General features: G+C 63.5%; 19 protein-coding genes. 7 read left to right on the forward strand and 12 right to left on the reverse strand.

Going from position 1 to position 19,252, the window contains the following annotated elements:
* Positions 1-45: 45 nt before the first annotated feature.
* Genes ACYQ8E_RS08525 through ACYQ8E_RS08540 form a run of 4 tightly spaced genes read right to left on the reverse strand, consistent with a single transcriptional unit; the run spans position 46 to position 4,160 of the window.
* Positions 46-1,203 carry a diguanylate cyclase gene (locus tag ACYQ8E_RS08525; protein WP_066728302.1) on the reverse strand — a complete coding sequence of 386 codons (1,158 nt, stop codon included), beginning with the start codon at positions 1,201-1,203 and terminating at the stop codon, positions 46-48.
* Positions 1,200-1,586, reverse strand: coding sequence for a biofilm regulation phosphoprotein SiaC (gene siaC / locus ACYQ8E_RS08530; protein ID WP_066728303.1), 387 nt, complete (start codon positions 1,584-1,586; stop codon positions 1,200-1,202). The genes ACYQ8E_RS08525 and siaC overlap by 4 nt, the downstream gene beginning before the upstream one ends.
* A 10-nt stretch (positions 1,587-1,596) precedes the next feature.
* Positions 1,597-2,142 carry a SiaB family protein kinase gene (locus ACYQ8E_RS08535; protein ID WP_066728305.1) on the reverse strand — a complete coding sequence of 182 codons (546 nt, stop codon included), beginning with the start codon at positions 2,140-2,142 and terminating at the stop codon, positions 1,597-1,599.
* A 26-nt stretch (positions 2,143-2,168) separates the two neighbouring features.
* Positions 2,169-4,160 (reverse strand): SpoIIE family protein phosphatase, encoded by a 1,992-nt coding sequence (locus ACYQ8E_RS08540; protein WP_066728306.1) that lies wholly within the window; start codon positions 4,158-4,160, stop codon positions 2,169-2,171.
* A 199-nt stretch (positions 4,161-4,359) separates the two neighbouring features.
* On the opposite strand from ACYQ8E_RS08540, the gene ACYQ8E_RS08545 reads away from it, so the two are divergent.
* A complete protein-coding gene (locus ACYQ8E_RS08545; protein ID WP_066728308.1) occupies positions 4,360-5,343 on the forward strand; it encodes an extracellular catalytic domain type 1 short-chain-length polyhydroxyalkanoate depolymerase in 984 nt (327 codons plus the stop codon).
* Positions 5,340-6,689, forward strand: coding sequence for an alpha/beta fold hydrolase (locus tag ACYQ8E_RS08550; protein ID WP_066728309.1), 1,350 nt, complete (start codon positions 5,340-5,342; stop codon positions 6,687-6,689). Before ACYQ8E_RS08545 ends, ACYQ8E_RS08550 begins: the two co-directional genes overlap by 4 nt.
* A gap of 20 nt (positions 6,690-6,709) precedes the next feature.
* On the opposite strand, the gene ACYQ8E_RS08555 is transcribed toward ACYQ8E_RS08550, so the two are convergent.
* Complete coding sequence (locus tag ACYQ8E_RS08555; protein ID WP_459860649.1) at positions 6,710-7,483, reverse strand: alpha/beta fold hydrolase; 774 nt, start codon at positions 7,481-7,483, stop codon at positions 6,710-6,712.
* Between the two features lie 180 nt (positions 7,484-7,663).
* Between ACYQ8E_RS08555 and ACYQ8E_RS08560 the strand changes: the two genes are divergently transcribed.
* The 3 genes from ACYQ8E_RS08560 (at position 7,664) to ACYQ8E_RS08570 (ending at position 10,368) form a co-directional block, all read left to right on the forward strand.
* Complete coding sequence (locus ACYQ8E_RS08560; RefSeq protein ID WP_066728316.1) at positions 7,664-8,494, forward strand: DUF3014 domain-containing protein; 831 nt, start codon at positions 7,664-7,666, stop codon at positions 8,492-8,494.
* 126 nt (positions 8,495-8,620) lie between these two features.
* On the forward strand, positions 8,621-9,733 hold the full coding sequence (locus tag ACYQ8E_RS08565; RefSeq protein ID WP_082820373.1) for a TRAP transporter substrate-binding protein: 1,113 nt from the start codon (positions 8,621-8,623) through the stop codon (positions 9,731-9,733).
* A 44-nt stretch (positions 9,734-9,777) separates the two neighbouring features.
* Complete coding sequence (locus tag ACYQ8E_RS08570) at positions 9,778-10,368, forward strand: helix-turn-helix domain-containing protein (RefSeq protein WP_066728318.1); 591 nt, start codon at positions 9,778-9,780, stop codon at positions 10,366-10,368.
* 117 nt (positions 10,369-10,485) lie between these two features.
* On the opposite strand, the gene nhaA is transcribed toward ACYQ8E_RS08570, so the two are convergent.
* The 3 genes from nhaA to ACYQ8E_RS08585 form a co-directional block, all read right to left on the reverse strand.
* Positions 10,486-11,673, reverse strand: coding sequence for a Na+/H+ antiporter NhaA (gene nhaA / locus ACYQ8E_RS08575; protein ID WP_066728320.1), 1,188 nt, complete (start codon positions 11,671-11,673; stop codon positions 10,486-10,488).
* A gap of 54 nt (positions 11,674-11,727) precedes the next feature.
* A complete protein-coding gene (locus ACYQ8E_RS08580; RefSeq protein WP_066728322.1) occupies positions 11,728-12,801 on the reverse strand; it encodes a carboxysome shell carbonic anhydrase domain-containg protein in 1,074 nt (357 codons plus the stop codon).
* A gap of 114 nt (positions 12,802-12,915) precedes the next feature.
* Complete coding sequence (locus tag ACYQ8E_RS08585; protein ID WP_066728324.1) at positions 12,916-13,272, reverse strand: hypothetical protein; 357 nt, start codon at positions 13,270-13,272, stop codon at positions 12,916-12,918.
* 239 nt (positions 13,273-13,511) lie between these two features.
* On the opposite strand from ACYQ8E_RS08585, the gene ACYQ8E_RS08590 reads away from it, so the two are divergent.
* Complete coding sequence (locus ACYQ8E_RS08590) at positions 13,512-14,726, forward strand: IS256 family transposase (protein ID WP_066725531.1); 1,215 nt, start codon at positions 13,512-13,514, stop codon at positions 14,724-14,726.
* Here the strand turns inward: ACYQ8E_RS08590 and ACYQ8E_RS08595 are convergent.
* The 4 genes from ACYQ8E_RS08595 to ACYQ8E_RS08610 form a co-directional block, all read right to left on the reverse strand.
* Positions 14,720-15,178, reverse strand: coding sequence for a hypothetical protein (locus tag ACYQ8E_RS08595; protein ID WP_459860653.1), 459 nt, complete (start codon positions 15,176-15,178; stop codon positions 14,720-14,722). The two genes, ACYQ8E_RS08590 and ACYQ8E_RS08595, sit on opposite strands and share 7 nt — an antisense overlap.
* A gap of 153 nt (positions 15,179-15,331) precedes the next feature.
* Positions 15,332-15,919 (reverse strand): hypothetical protein, encoded by a 588-nt coding sequence (locus tag ACYQ8E_RS08600; protein ID WP_066728327.1) that lies wholly within the window; start codon positions 15,917-15,919, stop codon positions 15,332-15,334.
* Between the two features lie 319 nt (positions 15,920-16,238).
* The gene (locus ACYQ8E_RS08605) at positions 16,239-16,985 is read right to left on the reverse strand and encodes a tRNA pseudouridine(65) synthase TruC (protein ID WP_066728328.1); all 747 of its coding nucleotides are present in this window, start codon (positions 16,983-16,985) and stop codon (positions 16,239-16,241) included.
* The gene (locus ACYQ8E_RS08610) at positions 16,982-17,728 is read right to left on the reverse strand and encodes a DUF3592 domain-containing protein (RefSeq protein WP_066728330.1); all 747 of its coding nucleotides are present in this window, start codon (positions 17,726-17,728) and stop codon (positions 16,982-16,984) included. The genes ACYQ8E_RS08605 and ACYQ8E_RS08610 overlap by 4 nt, the downstream gene beginning before the upstream one ends.
* Positions 17,729-17,915: 187 nt before the next feature.
* Here ACYQ8E_RS08610 and ACYQ8E_RS08615 point away from each other — a divergent pair, with 187 nt between their 5' ends.
* Positions 17,916-18,920 (forward strand): transglutaminase-like domain-containing protein, encoded by a 1,005-nt coding sequence (locus tag ACYQ8E_RS08615; protein ID WP_066728332.1) that lies wholly within the window; start codon positions 17,916-17,918, stop codon positions 18,918-18,920.
* Positions 18,921-19,252 lie beyond the last annotated feature (332 nt).

A 19,252-nucleotide genomic window follows, 5' to 3' on the forward strand; every position in this document is an offset into this window, starting at 1 on the left:
TCCGGATCGGAAAAAGTGGGCGGCGCGGACGGGAGCGGTCTCCGCTCAGTCCCTGGCGTCGATCAGAATGGTGCGGTTGCGTCCCGCCTCCTTGGCCTGGTAGAGGGCGGCGTCGGCGCGGGCGATGCAGGCATCGACCGACTCCTCGGCAAGGAAGACCGTCGCTCCGAGGCTGACGGTGGCGTGCACGGTCACGCTATCGGCCTCGATCGGGTGGTTGTCGATCAGCCGGCGGATCTTTTCGGCGACGACCAGCGCCTGGCTGGCGGAAGTCTCGGGGAGCAGAACCAGGAACTCTTCCCCGCCCCAGCGGCAGCAGCTATCCTCCCGGCGCAGGTTCCGGGTCACCAGTTCGGCCACCACGGTCAAAACCCGGTCCCCCACCGCATGCCCGTAGCGGTCGTTGAACTCCTTGAAATGGTCAAAATCGAACATGAGAACGGCAAATACTCCGCCGTGGCGGCGGGCTCGGCTCAGTTCCACCGCGAGGCGCTCATACATCTCCCGGCGGTTGGCAAGGCCGGTCAGATAATCGGTCCGCGATGAGAGATCGAGGCGGCGCTTCATCTCCTGCAGATTGGTCTGGTAACTGTCGCTGATCCGGGCAATCCGTCCCATGCGTCGGGAGAGCCGGACGTACTTGCGAAAGAGCGCCGAGAAGGCTCCGGAGAGCGGGCTGTCGGCGAAGTGCGGGTGGTTGACCAGGGGCAGGAATTCGGCGACCACCGGATCGTCAAAATCGTCTTCATTGAGCGCCTGGTCTTCGACGGCAAGAGAGACGCCGCCACTCCCCGGCTTCCCCCCCCGCGCCTGGGCCATGTAACTGGCAGCGCAATCGGGGCAGAGGCCGTGGGAGAAAAGGAGTTCCGAATGGTCGGTGAGATACTGCTCGAGCTGGCGCCAGTACCCTTCGTCGCTGCGCACCTTCTTGCAGGATCCGCAGATCGGGATACACCCCTTGAGGACGCTGATCTTGTGCAGAGCCTCCTGCAGCTGCTCCACCAGCTGCCGGATCTCGGCCTGGTAGCGGTCGCTGATGCGGGCAATGCGGGCAAGCCGCCGGTCAAGCTTCCGGTAGCCCTCGAAGAGCTCAGCCGCCTCCGTTCCGGTCAGCCCGCTGGCACCGGCCGCCCCTTCGATACGGGGCCGGAAACGCTGGATCAGGGGGTTCTCCACCCCGTTGCCGAGCTCGGGCCGGGTCATGACGCCGTATCGATGGCAAGGATGCGAAACGGCAGGGTCACTTCCTCGCGAAACTCTTCGGCAGTCTCGAGGGCCCGATCGTTTTCCGCGTCGTACTGCCAGCGGATTTCGACCGACCGCCCGGCGACGTGGGCCTCCTCGAAGAGATCGAGGATATCCATGATGCACTTGGTGCTGCCGGTGTTGAGATAGATGAAGTGCACCGTCAGGACGACCGGCCGCCTCTCGACGGCGAGAAACCGGGAGATCCAGGAGAGGATCGGCTTGTAGAATTCGAAAGAATTTTCCGGAAAGGACTCGCCACTGATCTGCAACTCGCCAGTTTCCGGATCGAACAGGACCTCGGGAGTCGACTTGGTCGCCGCGACATGAAGCTTTTCCATGCAGGATCTCCTAGATCAGGGCTTTAAGACTGAAGAAACAGGTCTTGTCGTCGATTTCGCGCAGCGAGGCCTCCAGCGGCGCGGAGACGTTGCGGGCCATGTCGATCAGGCCGAGTCCGGCGCCTCGCCCCGGGGCCGGGCTGCGCCGCAGCTGCTCCTTGTAGAGCGCCTTCAGCTCTTGCCGGTCGAGACCATTGAGCTGTTCGATACGGGCCATCACCGGCGCAATGTCGGCACACTCGACGACATTCCCCGATGCGACGAGGTAGCTGTCGCCGCTCCTGCCGATCACCACGATCGAGCTGTTGTATTGACTCGTGCCGGGACTCTGCGCCACCTTGCGCGCGGTGTAGTTCTTGACGTTCTGCGCCTGCTCGACGAAGACCGCAAAGACATTCATCAGCGAAGTCCTGGCGACCTGCTCTTCTTCCAGGTAGTGGCGGACCGCGGTCCCGAGTTCTTCGATGATACTGTGGGAGAAGGGTCCGGCAAAACAGATCAGGATCTCGTCACAGTTGAGCCTCGCCCTGAGGTCGTAAAGATCGATGGTTGCCAAAGCAGGTCTTCCCCTTTCCGGACAGGTTACTGAAGTTTGAATCCGACAACGGTGATATCGTCCCGTTGCGGGTAATCGCCCTGGTAGGCGGCCAGTTCTGCTTCGATGGCGGCGCGCTGCTCCGCCGCCGGAAGCGGGGCGATCCGCGTCAGCAGTGCGCGGTAACGCCGGTTGCCGAAGCCCCAGCCCTTCGGGCCGCCGGCCTGGTCGAGGATACCATCGCTGGCCAGATAGAGTGCGGTTCCCGGCGCCAGCTCCAGGTGGTGGCTGGTGTAGGCAAAATCATCGTCAGAGCGGCGGTAGCCGATCGCCTGCCGATCACCGCAGTAGCAGACGAGCTCACCTGCCGTCACCGCCAGCAGGTTGATGCGGGCGCCGGCAAAGATCAGCTGGCGCCGCCCCGGAAAGATCCGGCAGAGCCCCATCTCGAGCCCGTTGTCGATCGTCACATCCCCCTGGGCCGCATGCAGCGCCTGGCGGATGCGGCGGTTGAACTGCTGCAGGATCGCCGCCGGATCACTCTGGTCGGTCACCTCGAGGAGATTGTCGAGAACCGCCTTGGCGGTCATCGTCATGAAAGCGCCGGGGACACCGTGACCGGTGCAGTCGATGACCGCGAGCAGGCACCCTTCCGCCTCCTCGCGGAAGTAATAAAGGTCCCCGCCGACGATATCCCGGGGGCGGTAGAGAACGAAAACTTCGCCCAGCCCCCGCTGCAGGGCCGCCCCATCGGGGAGGAGGGAGGCCTGGATCAGCTGGGCGTAGCGGATACTGGCCATCACCTGGCGGTTGGCTTCCGCCAGCTCCCGGTGCGAGTCATTCAGCGCCGCAGTTCGCGCGCTCACCTTCTGTTCCAGGTTTTCGGTATAGTCCCTTACCATCCGCGTCATCTCGCCGAAGGAGCGGGTCAGGGAACCGATCTCGTTGCCGGAGGCCGGCGGCATCGTCACCGCGAAATTCCCCTGGGCGAGTTCCTGGGAGGTTTCCGCCAGGGCGGCCAGGGGGGAGAGGACCAGGCGATTGAGGAGCAGGCCGATCACCAGGATCACGGCCAGGGTCGACAGGATCAGGATAACCAGGACCGGCAGGAAATCGCGGGGGCTGACGAACTGGTTGACATCGACCAGGACCAGGTTGAACCACTTGATCTCCTTCAGCTCGGAGAGAGCGGCGAGGTAGGTCCGTCCCTCCATGCTCAGGTAGAGGGTCCGTACCTCGGGACCACCCGCCAGCAGGCCTTTCAGTGCCGCCGCCAGTTCCGTGCGGTCGCCGTCGATCAGGTCGTAGATGGTGGTCATCCGCTCCGCCCCCCGGACCTTGCTGTTATGGAGGACGTAGTGCTGGTCGTGATGGCCGACGATGACGCCGTCCCGGGCGAGGAAGATGGTCTCGACGCCGGGCTCCCCGGAGTTGACGATATCATCGACGAAGGCGCTGATGTCGATGGCGCCCCCGCCGAGGCCGAGCTTACGGCCGGCATCGTCCTTGATGATCACGTTGAACCAGAGCTTGGTCAGGTTCAGGTGGTTGTCGTAGTCGATGTTCAGCTCGAAGTCATTCACATCCTGCATGGTACGGAAGTACCATGCATCGTTTATATTTTCAGGGTTCAGCAGATAGCGGGGATTGGCCTCGGCAGCATCGCCGCTGCCGTCGAGGAAGTAATAGTGGCGGGAGTGGTCGAAGGCGAGGAAAAGACTCCTGCCGAGAAAATGGCGGCGGTAATTTTCCAGCTCTTCCAGCGCCAGCTCCTTCCAGCTCGGATTTTTCTCATCCTGCAGCCAGCGCTTCAGGAGTGGCGAATCGCTCATTTTCAGCGACAGCGCGAGGTCGCCCTGAATCGTCGCCAGCAGCTTCGACTTTTCGAGGAGCGCCTGCTTGGCCGCAAAACGAATGCCAAGGGCCTTGACGACCTCGCCGGTGACAAAATTGAAAGCGAGGTAGGTCAGCGCGCCGAAGAGCAGGTAGGCGACGGTAACGGCCAGAGTGAAGCGGGCCTTGAGCCCTCCTCGTTTCATTCCAATCGACCTCATGGAAAAATGGGCGCAGCGCGATGCAGGAGATACCTGCGCCTAATTCTCCCACAGTCTGTTGGATTTTCAATCGGATCGGGGATAACTAACGGACCGGACCGGAGACAGGGCTGCCGACCGCCCCATAACAGGTATACTGAGAGCCGACGGCACCAACACCGAAGGGGAAAGGAATGCCTGCTTGATGACCTTCCGCACCTGCGCCAGGAGAATGACCCTGTTGCTCTTCTGCCTGCTGACCGCCTGTACCCCGCTGTTACCGGCGACCGAAGCGATTCCGCCAGCAACCTACCACCTCGACCTCGGCACCGACGCCCGGGGCTGGTCGCGCTCGGCCCGGGTCCATATTCCGCCCGGCCTCGGCAGCGACCGGGCGCCACTGCTGGTGGTGATCCACGGCGCCTTCAGCACCGCCGCGGCGATGGAACAGGAGACCGGCTTCAGCGCTCTCGCCGATGACGAAGGGTTTGTCGTCGCCTACCCCGAGGGAATCGGCCTCTTCGGCTACCTGGCGCACTGGAATGCTGGGCACTGCTGCGCCAAAGCCGTAGCGGAGGACTGGGACGACGTCGGCACCGTTCTGCGCCTGCTCGCCACCCTCGACCAGCGCCTGCCGATCGACCGCTCCCGGGTCTACCTCGCCGGCATGTCGAACGGGGGGATGCTGGTCTACCGCCTCGCCGCCGAACACCCCGAAGTTTTCGCCGCCGCGGCAGTAATGTCCGGCGCCATCGGCAGCAGCGTCGAGGGGGTCACCTCCTGGACGCTGCCGACGCCGGCGCTGCCGGTCCCCTTCCTCATCGCCCATGGCCGCGCCGACCGCCATATCCCCTTTGCCGGGGGGCCCAGCCCGCTCAAGGGGGGGGAGCGCAGCTACCGTTCCTTCGACGACGCCATCGCCTTCTGGCGCGCCGCCGATGGCTGCAACGAAGGACCGGACCAGATCAGCTGGAACGCCGGCGCCATCGAAACCAGGACCTGGACCGACTGCCGCGCGTGGAGCCAGGTGCGGGCCGTCGCCCTGACCGACTGGGGCCATGTCTGGCCCGGCCCGACGGCGATCGCCGCGCTGCCGGCCGGGGACCCGCTGCGCCGCTTTGACTACGGCCTGGCCTGCTGGAGCTTCCTGAGCCAGTTCCGCCGACCCGGCCTCGGGACAGAACCATGAGCTGGCGGGCACTCCTCTCCGGGCTCCTCGTCCTCTGCTGCTGGCTGAGCCCGGCGCCGGCCACGGCCGAGACCGGCAGGCGCCTCGCCGAGCCGATCTTCGGCGGCTTCTTTCACCTGACCGAGGTCGGCCAGGAGAACCCGGAACTGCTGCTGCTGATCCATGGTCTCGGCGACGAGGCGGGGCGTTGCTGGGACGACAGCCTCCCCGGGCTGGCTGATCGCTACCACGTCCTTGTCCCCGACCTCCCCGGCTTCGGCCGTTCCAGCAAGGAGAACCGGCTCTACTCCCCGGAGAACTATGCCGCCTTCATCGACTGGCTGCTGCACCGCTACCCGGGCCGGCCGGTCACCATCGTCGGCCATTCCCTCGGCGGCGCCATCGCTCTCGCCTATGCCGGCCGCTACGGGCAGGACCTGGAGCGGCTGGTCCTGGTCGACACGGTCGGCCTCCTCAACCGGGTGACGGTCAGCAAGACCTTCCTCCAGGACCAGCTGAATTTCCGTCCCCCCTTCTTCCCGGCCAGCACCGAGGGGTTCTTCGACCGCCTTGCCGGGCGGGTGGTGGAGAAGTTCTCCCGCCTGCCGGCCAACCTCGGGGAAATCCTGACCAGCGCCACCGGGCGGGAGCGGGTGCTCGGCAGCGAACCGGCGAAAATCGCCGCTCTCGCCCTGGTCGAGACCGATTTCACCCCGATCCTGGCTGGAGTCACGACCCCGACCTGGCTGCTCTGGGGCGAGCAGGATGCGGTCGCCCCGCGCCGCATTGCGCAGCTGCTGCAGGGGGTTCTGCCGGTGGCCGAGCTGAAACTTCTGCCCGGCCTTGGCCATACGCCGATGCGGGAAAATCCGGCCGCCTTTTCCCGGGCGCTGCATGACGCCCTTACCGTGGCACCGCAACCGCCACCGCGCCCCCAACCGCCGGCCAGCGAGCGGATCGGGCGCTGCCAGGATCAGAGTGGGGTCACCTTCAGCGGCAACTACCAGCGGTTGGAAATCAACAACTGCCGTGAGGTGACCATCGAGGACGCCTACATCGGTGAGGCGGTCATCGACCGCTCCCTGGTCAGCATGCGCAACAGCGTCATCGCCGGCGCGGAGGTCGGTCTCTTCATCCGCGCCTCGACCCTGATCGCCACGGCGGTGGAGATCTCCGGGGCGACCGCCCTGGTGACCGACCAGAGCCGCCTCGATCTCGCCGGGGCAAGGCTGACCGGCCGGGAGGCGGCGATTCGCTGCCAGCGGGAGAAGTCGACTCTGGTCTTCTCGGTGTCGGAATTGAGCAGCAAGGGGCGGCGCCGGCCGTTGCACGAGGTGGTGGTGCTGGCGCCGGGGGAAACGCTCTAGCCAGGGGAGGCGGAGCGGGGTCAGCGCCGCAGGGTGGCGTCGAGGCGATCGAGTTCGGCCGTCCAGAGGAGGCGCAGGGTGAGGTAGGTATGGCCGCCGGGTACCACCAGCACCCGCTCGGCGGGAAGGAGCCGCGCCAGCACCTCTTGCTGGGAAAAGAAGAAGTCGGAGCTGCCGTAGCCGAGGTAGATCGGCGGGACCGGATCGGGGCGCGCGGCGTACTCCTTGAGCCAGGCCCAGAGAAAACGTTCCCAGTCTTCCTTCACGTCGACCGCGCCCGGCTGCCAGTTCGCGATACCACCGGCGGCGGCAATCTCCTCCGGCACCGCTCCCCAGCCGAGGAAGGGGCCGAGCAGGATCACCCCGGCGATCTCCCCGGGATGCGCGGTCAGGTACATCAGGGCGCCGAGCCCGCCCATGGAGGTTCCGACCAGCCAGATCTCCCGGTAGCCCCTGGCCCGCGCCGGAGCGATGATGTCCGCTTCGAGACGCTGCCCGAGGCTCTCCTCCCGGTAGTAGCCGAAGTGGGCGGCCGGGGCGACGACGTCGAAGGGGTAGCCGCGGACGAAGAGCTCCCGGATCAGCCCTTCCCGGTCGAAGATTTCCTCGTCACCACCGATGCCGCGCAGCATGATCATCAGCTTCTCCGCCCCCTGCGGCGCGGGGTTGAAGTAGACCCGGGTCGGGATCGGCGCCACCGGGGTCTGGCAACCGGCCGGCAGCAGCAGCGCGCACAGCAGCGCCAGTTGTGACAGCCGCCGGCAACAGCGGGGGAAAGGGAAGGCTTGGGGCATCGGGAGACTCGTCGGTAGCAGGAGGTGTCAGCAGAATCTACCTGCGACCGGGGTGCGCGTCAAGTTTCGCGCGGCATCCTCCCCTTTTGTCGCCGGGAAGTTGGCAAGCGGGCTCTTTCCATTTACCCTTGAGGGACAAGCTTCAATCTCCGCCGCCGAATTTGGCAGAAGGTAACCACCATGAAGAGTTTCCTGATCCTGTCGCTGGTTCTCCTGGTCGCCGCGGCGATCTTCCTCCTCTGGCCAGCCGGGCAGCCCGAAGCGCCGCTGCCGCCATCCCCGCCTGAACGAATTGCCGTTCCCGCGCATGACGCCACGAGCGGCGCCGAGCATCCCCTGGTCGCCCAGGCGCCGCCGGCCACACCGGATTTCGGTCTTGACCAGCCCCTCCCCTCCCTGGCGGAAAGTGACGGGCGGCTGCAGCAGCTGCTCGGGCGGCTCTTCCCCGGCGAGCCGCTGGAGCGGTTTTTCATCCTCGACCACTTCATCCAGCGCCTCGTCCTGCTGATCGACAACCTGCCGCGGGCCGAGCTGCCGGCCAGCCGCCTGCCGACCCGGCCGGTGGCGGGAACCTTCCTCACCTCCGGCGACGAAGAGGCGCCGGTCATCGCCGCCGCCAATGCCCACCGCTACGCCCCCTGGATCGCTCTCGCCGAAGCCGCCGCGCCGCGGCAGGTGGTGACGGTCTACGTCCACCTCTACCCACTCTTCCAGCAGGCCTACGAGGAACTCGGCTACCCGGGCGGCTATTTCAATGACCGCCTCATCGCGGTCATCGATCATTTGCTCGCCACCCCCGAAGTGAGCGCTCCCGTGCACCTGGTGCGGCCCAAGGTCTTCTACCTCTTCGCCGACCCCGAGCTCGAAGCGCGCTCCGCCGGCCAGAAGCTACTGCTGCGCATCGGCCCGGATCATGCGGCCCGGGTCAAGGCACTGCTGCGCAGCTACCGCCAGGAGCTTCGCGCCGTCAGCCGGGAGGGCGTAGCGGCGAGCGACCGGCAGCGCCCCTGAACACCCGGCCGGGGCAAACGCAGATTTTTGTTGCCGTGATCGCCCCGAAACCAATATCGTGGTTGCGTGACCGCCCGCGCCACGAAGAAAACGCCCACCCTTAAAACCGGCAAACAAGGAGGCCCGATGCAGCGCCACCCCCTCTATCGCACCCTGGTCCCGGCAATCCTGTTCCTCTGCGCCCTGCTCTTCACCGGCTGCAGCGAACAGCAGCCGACCGCCGCGCCGCAGGCTGCTGCCCCGGCGAAAAAGGTCATTACCTGGAAGCTGGCGATGACCTGGCCGACCAACGCGCCGATCTTCAGCGATGCCGTCCATCACTTCGCAGCGAGCGTCGCCACCATGTCCGACGGCGAGCTGGTGATCCAGATCGACTCGGCCAACAAGACCAAGTCCCCCTTCGGAGTCCTCGACATGGTCAACGCCGGGCAGTACCAGATGGGGCACACCGCCTCCTACTACTGGAAGGGGACCGAACCGAGCACCATGTTCTTCACCACCATGCCCTTCGGCATGACCGCCCCCGAGCAGTACGCCTGGTTCTACTACGGCGGCGGCATGGAGCTGATGCAGAAGGTCTATGAAAAGCACGGCGTCTACTCCTACCCCGGCGGCAACACCGGGGTGCAGATGGGAGGCTGGTTCCGCAAGGAGATCAAGAGCCTGGCCGACCTCAAGGGGCTGAAGATGCGCGTCCCCGGCTTTGCCGGCGAGGTCCTCGCCCAGCTCGGCGTCGTCGTCACCAATATCGCCCCGGGGGAACTTTACACCTCGCTGGAGCGGGGCAACATCGACGCCCTGGAGTGGGTCGGCCCGGCCCTCGATCTGAAGATGGGGTTCCAGAAGATCGCCCCCTACTACTACACCGGCTGGCACGAACCGGCCTCCGAGCTGCAGTTCATGATCAACCGCAAGGCCTTCGACGCGCTGCCGAAGCACCTGCAGGAGATCGTCGTCACCGCGATGAAGGCCGAGACTCTCGATGCCTATGCCCACATGTTCAACGACAACGCCGTCGGCCTGGCGTCGCTGAAGACCGAGTTCCCGGAGGTCAAGGTAAAAACCTTCCCGCCGGCGATTCTCGACGCCCTCAAGGCCGCCAACACCCGCCTGCTCGATGAGTACGCCGCCAAGGATCCGCTCTTCAAGGAGGTCCTCGACTCCCAGCGCGCCTACCTCGCCAAGGCCCGGGCCTGGTCGATCGTCTCGGACTACGCCTATATGAAGGACAACCAGTAGCCGCAGCATTTCGCTTGCATTCAATTTCTGGAAGGAGGCAGCAGATGTCGGAAGAACCGATCAGGATTGGCGAGAAAGTCCAGAGCCTGCGCGCCAGGAAGAAGCTATCGCAGCAGGAGCTGGCAGAAAAAACCGGACTGGACGGCGCGACGATCGCCGCCATCGAGGCGGGGACGGTCGATCCCCCCCTCGGCAACATCGTCAGCCTCGCCGACGCCTTCCAGGTCACGGTCGGCGAGCTCCTCGGCGACGACGCCGACTCCGCCTTCTGCATCGTTCGCGGCGGCAACCGCAAGACCGTCTCCCGTTTCGGCTCCGCCGACGGCAAGGGGGGCGGCTACCGCTACGAGTCCCTCGGCCACCGCATGCAGAACCGGCACATGGAGCCGTTCCTGGTGACCCTGACGCCGGGCGGCGCCCGCAGCGTCGCGGCCAACCAGCACATCGGCGAAGAGATCCTCTTCGTGCTGGAGGGGGAGGTCGAGGTGCGCCTCGCCGAGCATGCCGACCTCCTCTATCCGGGGGATTCGATCTATTACGATTCGAGCCTGCCCCATGTCGTCTCCTGCCATGGGGACGAGCCGGCGACGCTGCTGGCGGTGATTTACGCCAAGAAGGAGATGATCATCCTCTAGATCGTTTCAGCGCCAGGGACAGGACAAACGCGCGCGACGAAAGCGGGCATCCGGCTATTACCGGATGCCCGCTCTTCTTTTGTTGGCGAATTTCCCGGGCCGTCCCCGGCGCCGCGGTTACCGCTCCGGCAGCGCCGCCCGCGCCGAATTGCGCAGTAGCAGGTAGCCGAGCACTCCGGCGATGAGCGATCCGGCGAGGATGCCGATGCGGTGGGTCAGCAGGTAGTTGACCTCGCCGCCGGTGTGTTCGAAGGAGAGCCCGCCGATGAAGAGGCTCATGGTGAAACCAATACCGCACAGCGCCGCCACGCCGAAGAGCTGGCGAAAGCTCGACCCCTCCGGCAGTGGTGCCCAGCCAAGGCGGATCGCCCCCCAGGCGGCGCCGAAAACCCCGAGTAGTTTTCCCAGCACCAGGCCGAGGAGAATGCCGAGGGGGACCGGCTCGAAGAGGTCGCCCCAGCCGAGGCCATGCAGGGGCACGCCGGCATTGGCGAAAGCGAAGAGGGGGAGGATGGCGAAGTTGACCCAGCCGTGGAGATCTTCTTCCAGCGCCATCCCCGGCGTAATCTCCCGGTTGTCGCGGCTGCGCAGCGGGATGGCGAAGGCAAGGGCGACCCCGGCCAGGGTCGCGTGGACCCCCGATTTGAGGACGAAGATCCAGAGGAGCGCACCGACGAAGAGGTAGGGAGCGAGATGGAGGACACCGAAGCGGTTCTGCAGAAAGAGGACCACCAGGCAGGCGGCGGCAAGGAGGAGCATGCCGTGGGAGAGATCGCCCGAGTAGAAGAGGGCGATGATGACGATGGCCCCGAGGTCGTCCATGATCGCCAGGGCGAGCAGGAAGATCTTCAGCGACGGCGGCACGCGACTACCGAGCAGGGCGAGGACGCCGAGGGCGAAGGCAATGTCGGTGGCGGCGGGGATGGCCCAGCCGTTCATGGCGACGGGGTCGCCCCAATTGACGAGCACGTAGCAAAGGGCGGGGAAGATCATGCCGCCGAGGGCGGCGACCCCCGGCAGGATGATCCGCGCCGGGCTCGAGAGCTGCCCCTCGAAAATCTCCCGCTTCACCTCGAGACCGATGAGGAGGAAGAAGACCGCCATCAGGCCGTCGTTGATCCAGAGCAGGAACGGCTTGGCGATGTGGATATGGCGACCGAGGCGCACCTCGAGGGGGGTGTCGAGAAAGTGATTATAGAGCCCCTCGAGGCCGCTGTTGGCACATATCATCGCCAGCGCGGTGGCCATCATCAGCAGGATGCCGACCGCCGAGGGCTGGTGCAGAAAATCCTTGATCCGTTGCAAAAAGGCTCCTTTCGTTGTCCCGAGTCGCCTGCGAAGGCGGCCGCTGACTGCGGCTCAGTCGCCGATCAGTTCGAGGTTACGCGAACGCCAGTCGAGGACCGCCGTCCGTTTGAACATTTTACCGGCCAGGGCCGGGAATTCTTCCTTAAGAACCCCGGCGGCAAAGCGCGAGAGAAACCCGGCCTTCAGTTCCGCCCGCGCCCGGTCGACGCCGATTTCGTCGTAGGGGACCGAGGCGAGGAGGAGAAAACCGTCGCCGGGGATGCGGCCGGCCTGCATGTTGCTCTCGATGATGCCGGCCGCCTTGCGCAGCGGGTCGGCGAGGTCGGGGCTGTAGGGGCCGATGATCAGCGCCAGGTTGGGGGTATGGAGAAAGTCGAACCCGCGCCCGAGGCAGATCATCCACTCGCGGTGCTCGACATCGAGGCTGCGCTCCTGGCGCCTGGCCTGGGCACGTACTTCGGCGATGTGTTCGAGGTTGCCGTGCAACAGTGGCAGCAGGTCGGCGCGCATCTGCACCGGCATGTCGGGGAGGAGCCCGGCGAGGCGCGGCTCCAGGGTCGCGGCATCCCTGGCGGAGAGGCCGGCGAGGTCGAGGAGCGCGCCGTCGGCGCCGTGGATCATCAGCGCCTCCTCGTCGGTTTCGAAGCCGCAGACCAGCGGGTAGACGGTGCCGTGCCCCTGGCCGAAGATGTGCTCGACCTGGCGGCGGATTTCCCGGGTATGCTCGATCGCCAGATTGGTGTCGTAGTGGAAGCCGGCGCAGCCGCGCTTGGCATCCCCTTTCGACCAGTGGTAGGTGATCAAAAAGAGGACGCGGCGGCCGGCGCTGGTCATGCGCAGCACGTGGTGGGCGAGGACCTCGCCGAGGTGCGGCCAGCCGAGATCGAACATGCCGCCGAGGTTGCGGATCGGCATCAGGATGCCAGCCGGGGTGTTGGTGGCGACGGGGATGTTGATGCGCCCGTCCATGCACTTGAGGACGGCGATCGCCGTCGGGTGTTCGGCAAGGTAGCGCTCCCGCGCCAGCCACGCCTCGGGACTGCGAAAGGTGCGTCCGTGACGGTCGGCGAGGTCGAAGAGCCACTCGATCCGCTCGGCGATCGGCCTGGTGTGAATTTCCCGCATGACGGCACCTCTCGATTGGGGGTGGGACGGGGGAATCCTTCAACATCAACGCACGGTTACAGTAGCGGGGGGAGCCGGCAAAGTCAATCGATTGCGGTGTGGCGGAAGGCAGATTCAGCGGACCGGGACCGGAATCGGCACCGTCTGCCGCTCCGTCCCCGAGCGCCGCGCCCGGAAGCGCTCCCCCTTCTCCAGCCCCAGCTCGTAGCCATCCTGCCCCGCCTGCCCCTGCGGAGTGTTCTGCCATTCGACCAGCAGCGGCGCCTCATTTCTCAGAGCAGTCTCGAAGCCGCGCTGGAACCAGTGCAGGAAGGCGTCGCGTACTTTCGGCGTGGGGTCGTAGGGGGTGACGGCGGCAAGGATGGTGACCGTGTTACCGCTGACGGAATAATCGAGGGTGAAGGAGTCGGTGGCGGCGCAGCTCAGGTTGGTCGAGAGGAGAATCAGGAGAGCGAGGAGAAGAGTGCGCATCGATCCACCTCAATGAAGGCATGCCAGGACGATATGGATTTAGTTGGTCAGATAGAGGTAAAGGTTGACCTCGACGTTCTTGTTCGTCGAATTGTAGAGATAAACCGAGTATTCGGGAAATCCGACCACATGCTTGGCAGACTCGGTTGTGAAATAGTGACTTACCCGAGCCTGTAAATTGAACTGTGTATCTGCTCCATGAGAGAGTGGGGCAATTCCCCCACCGAGGAGCAGAAACGATGGCGATTAAATCAGACAAATTGGACGAGCTTTTGGTCGACTGCAAAACCCCCGAGGACGTCGACAAACTCTATTCGCGGTTGCTACAGCGCATGATCAACCGCAGCCTGGACGCCGAAATGACCGCGCATCTGGGTTACGGAGCCGGCGAAGCCGGGCCGGCGAAACGCGCCAACACCCGCAACGGCAAGAGCAGTAAAACCGTCAAGGGCACCTTCGGCGAACTGGAGATCGAAACGCCCCGCGACCGGGCGGGGTCTTTCGAGCCGCAACTGGTTCGCAAACGCCAGATTCGCCTGGCCGGGATGGAAGGAAAGATCCTGACCCTCTATGCCAAAGGGATGACGACCCGCGACATCGAGGACGCCCTGAAGGATCTCTACGGCGTGGAGATTTCCCATGCCGTCATCTCCCAGGTGACCGAATCGGTTCTGGACGAGGTCCGGGCCTGGCAGAATCGCCCACTGGAAGCCGTCTACCCGATCCTGTGGCTCGATGGCCTGACGGTCAAGATTCATCACGGCAAGCAGGTGGTCAACAAGTCGGCCCATGTGGTTCTCGGCGTCAACCTGCGCGGCGAGAAGGAAGTTCTCGGCCTGTGGATCGCCGAGACCGAAGGGGCCAAGTTCTGGCTCTCGGTCCTCACCGAACTGCGCCATCGCGGCGTGCAGGATGTTTACATCGCCTGCATGGACGGGCTGAAAGGGCTGCCGGAAGCGGTCAACGCCATTTTCCCCAAGACCCTGACCCAACTCTGCATCGTCCATCTGGTGCGGGCGAGCCTGCGTTACGTCACGGTCAAGGACAGCAAGGCCGTGGTCGCGGCCCTCAAGCGTATCTACCAGTCGGCGACCGCCGAAGAAGCGGCGGCGGAGTTGGAACAACTGGACGCCGATTGGGGCAAGTCCTATCGTTCGGTAATCCGCTTGTGGCGGAGCAACTGGGACAACATCATCCCGTTTTTCCAGTTTCCGCCGGAAATTCGCAAGGTCATTTACACGACCAACGCGATCGAATCGCTAAACATGAGCCTGCGCAAGCTGACCCGCAACCGGAGGATATTCCCCAACGACGAATCGGCGATCAAGGCGCTCTATCTGGCAATCCGGCAGGCGTCACGCAACTGGAAGATGATCCACAACTGGAAGCCAGCGCTGCAGACATTCCAAGTGATGTTCGGCGAAGACCGGGTGCCGTTGAATCTGGTCTATTGAAAGAGCGGATACACAGTTCGTTTGACAGACCCACTTACCCCGGAAACCACATCGGCAGTGACCTCCATGGGAAATAGAATTTTCTTGTCATTCCGAAATGCACGAAGAATTGGCTTCTCGTTCGGAATCAATAACGCGCCGACCTTGCCCGAGGAAAAGGTTTCACCCTGCACTTCCCCTTGAAGGCTAAGAACGATGGAAGTAAAACCATCGGCCTGGATCGTCCCGGCATAAATCAGGTTGTCGGTATTGTCTCGCTGCACCGTCGGCACCAGAATCTGCTCGCGCCGATCCAGGAAGCTGTGCTTGATAAGCCCTTTGATGCCGACAGACCCGTCCACATTCTGCGTCTCGGGAAGGTTTACGACCCTGACATCCTGGACCTGGTCGGAGGCCACTGAGGGATGGGAACAAACAACCAAAAACAGAAGGGAGAGGATAAATTTCAGCAAAGCCGTTACCTCCAGATATTCGTTTAAATTCGATGTGTTTTATAACGGGAGTGATAACCGGCTGCGAAGGGACGGCTCAATCCAGTAGAAACCTTTTCGAGAATCGCGCCTGTATCACCAGTCCGGTTGATTATATGGTTGTATGGCATTTGATTATTTAACAAAATGCCAAGAAAAATTATCCAAACTTATTTCCCTTAAATCACCATTTGTATTTATGTATTTCTTTTTTTCTTTGAACACAACAGGTAGCCACTTTGATTCATAGTAGATACTTATTTCTGGACGCTTTCCAGGTTCAGCAACATTCAATTTGACATCATATTGTCCGTCGAAATTGTTGTCGAAATAACTCACATTGCTCAACATGTCCGGGGTCATATCGTAGGATTTGAACTCTCCGGATTTCTCCCTAAGTTTAATCGACATCATTTTATTTTTTGAATCAATGAGCGAGATCTTGTCCTCGGAGACAAATACCTGCGGGAACCCTTTGCCTTGGGGCCAAAAAATCGCTTCAGAATTTTCTGAATTATTGCCTGGTACGACAATAGTGAAGGGGCCTAAATTGGCACCTCTTGCAGACTTGAGCCAAGGCATTAATTGCACCATGAACTCTTGGGTTTCTTTAGGGAATTCCCTGACGGTATTTGATGGTCGGTTATTCACCCAACCCCAAGCGCCAAAAACAATAATTGCTGTAAGGAGCCCAGCAAAGTACCACTTTAGGTTTCTCCTCATGCCCTCTCCATTTTATTGCCATACAACAGGGAATAGGAAGTTGCTGTTATATCCGATATAACAGCAACTGTTATATCGGGTCAAAATCCTTATAATTACGGAAGGTTAAGTTTTTACATTTCTTAATGAGCCACGCTCGCAGACTTTGCACCCGACCACACAAAAAACCGCCCACCGGAATACCCACCGGTTAAGCGGCCTTGTTTGAATCCCTTGAGGCTGGTCCCCTTGCCCGGCATCACCCCTCCAAAATTCCAAGCGAAAAAAGACCTCTCCTTCATACCGGCAATCCTTGCCGGTTGTCAATCATTTTGACGCCTTAGCCACGCCACCCCGCATCCAGCGCCCCACCCCAGCCGAGCCGGTTGACGATCCCAAGGAAGTCCGCCTCCAACGGCGCGACGATATGCAACGCCTCACCGGTCGACGGGTGGACAAAAGCGAGCTCGACGGCAGCGAGGAGCAGACGGTTGCAGCCGAACTCCTCGCGGAAGAAGCGGTTGTGGCGCCCTTCGCCGTACTTGGTGTCGCCGATCAGGGGATGGAGCAGGTGCTTGAAGTGACGACGCAGCTGGTGGCGGCGGCCGGTCTTGGGGCGGGCTTCGACCAGGCTGTAGCGGCTGGTCGGGTAGCGGCCGACGGCAAAGGGGAGCTCGACGCTGGCGAGGCGGCGGTAGGCGGTGACCGCCTGCTGCGGCCCCTTGTCGGGCTCGGCGAGGGGATCGCCGTAGCGGTCGAGCTCCTCGACCAGGGGATGGTCGATGACACCGCAGTCGGGGACGACGCCGCGGGCGACGGCGAGGTAGGTTTTTTCGACCTGGCCGGCGGCGAAGAGTTCGGCAAGGCGGCGGGCGGCTTCACCGGAGGTGCCGAAGGCGAGGATGCCGGAGGTCGGCTTGTCGAGGCGGTGCACCGGGTAGACGCGCATGCCGACGAGGTCGCGCACCAGCTGCAGAGCGAAGCGGGTCTCGCGGCTGTCAATGGGGCTGCGGTGGACCAAAAGGCCGGCAGGCTTGTGGACGATGACGTAGTCGGCGTCGCGGTAGAGCAGGACCGGGTCGGTCATGGCGCGGCGTTCCTGGCGTCCCGATCCAGGGTCTCGACCGCCTCCTTCGCCTCCTTGAGCCCGCTGCCATGAAGCTCGCGGTAGAGACGGATGGCGAGCAGTTTTTCGCCGCGCGCCATCAGCGCAGCGACATCGGCATCGCTTCCCTCTCCCGCCGGCGGCAGCAGCCCCTTGGCGCGGGCGGCAGCGGTGCCGGAACGGCTGCGCAGCAGCAGAACCGTGATGACCAGGGCGGGAATGGCGAGGATCAGGCCGATCGCTCTGGGCGAGAGGCCGGCCTGGTAGCCACCCACTGCCGGAGGGATCATACAGAGCAGGCCGAAAACGATGAACATCAGTCCGCCGCCCAGACCCTCCGGCTCGACCATCGCCTCACCAGGATCGTCGGGGTTGTAGCGCGCCATCACCGTGGTGCCAACCAGATAGCGATCGGCAATCTTTTGCGCTTTGGCCGGTTTGGCGTAGAGGCGACCGGTGGTCGCCAGGTTGTGACTGGTGAAGGTGCCAGCGGGGGTCGTGTAGCGGTAGCTGACCACCGGCTTGTACATTTGCGTTTCACTAAATGTCTCCGGACGGACCTCGCTGACCTCGATCGTCGCCGGCACCTGCGGCCAATGGCGGGAAGCACTGCGCCGCTGCAGGGAAAAGAGACCGACCCCGATCAGCAGCGCCCCGATCAGCAGGATCAGCAGACCGGCAGCGCCGAGAAAAACGAACATGCCATTCTGAAAAATCTCGGTCACAGGCAACCCTTCCGGGATAAGATTAAAGGCCCATTCGGTTTTGCCACGGAAGCAACAAGGCTGTCAACGGCGATGCGTTGCCGCCTGCGAGCAGGAAGTGCCGTTCCGGTCGAGTTTACACTTTCCGCTTGGCATTTCACCAAGGGAAAGCCTAGACTATGCGCCATCCAAAATGCGGAGGTTTTTGATGCAAAGACTCGGTTTAATCTTCCTCGCCCTGCTCCTCTTCGCCACCCCGGCCCTGGCGACCACCGCCGCCGGCACCCTGACCGCCAACTTCGACCTCTCCGGCCAGGCGGCCGGCCAGGAGGTCAAACTCTGGCTCCCCTACCCGGTCTCCGACGCCGACCAGGCGATCAGCAACGTCCGCATCGGCGGCGACTATGCCGAGGCCGCTGTCTACACCGACCGCACCTATGGCACGCCGATGCTCTACGCCCGCTGGAACGCCGACGCCAAGAGCCGGGTGCTGACCTTCAGCTTCGACGTGGTCCGTGACGAGGTGCAGGTGCGCGACCTTGCCACCCCGGAGACGCCCTGGGACCCTAGCGACTATGCGCGCTATCTGGCGCCGACCATGCTCGGGCCGACCGACGGCCAGATCAAGAAGATCGCCGACGAAATCACCAAGGGGGAGACGACCGTCCTCGGCAAGACCCATGCAGTCTACAACTGGATCGTCGACAACATGTACCGCGACCCCGAGACACGCGGCTGCGGCACCGGCGATGTCTGCGCGCTGCTGATCCGCCCCGGCGGCAAGTGCGCCGACATCTCCTCGGTCTTCATCGCCCTCGCCCGCGCCGCCGGCGTCCCCTGCCGCGAAGTCTTCGGCATCCGCCTCGGCAAGGCGCCGCTGGTTGACATCACCGGCTGGCAGCATTGCTGGGCCGAGTTCTACCTCCCCGGCACCGGCTGGGTGCCGGTCGACCCCGCCGACGTCCGCAAGGCGATGCTGGTGCAGAAGCTGGAGCTGAAAGATCCCAAGGTCGCCGAGCTGCGCAGCTACTTCTGGGGCGGCATCGACCCCTACCGGGTGCGCCTCAGCGAAGGACGCGACCTGCTCCTCGCCCCGCCCCAGGCCGGCGCGCCGGTCAACTACCTGATGTATCCCTACGCCGAGGTCGGCGGCCAGGTCGTCGACTGGCTCGACCCGGCGACCTTCAAGTACAGCATCACCTACCGCCAGTAGTCTCCGGCGCAGGTCGAACGACCAACGGCGCGGGTCCCGCAGGGGGCTCGCGCCGTTTCTTTTCAGGTCCAGGGCGTTTCGCGCGGATCACTTCGGATCGGGTCTGATTCGATTCGGATTCAGGCACCAACCCAAATCACCTAACGCAACGCCGCGACGACGCAACGGGAAAAACGGGTCTAGAATTCAACAAGGCTTGTTAATTTCCGGTTCCTTTCCCGGGTTTCGTCGCGTTCGTTGCGGCGTCGCGTGAGACTGCACTGGTTCCGGTTGCCTTCGATTGATCCGAACTTTATCCGAAGTGATCAGACCTGATCCGCGCGAACCGCCCC

This window comes from Desulfuromonas carbonis (assembly GCF_054658035.1).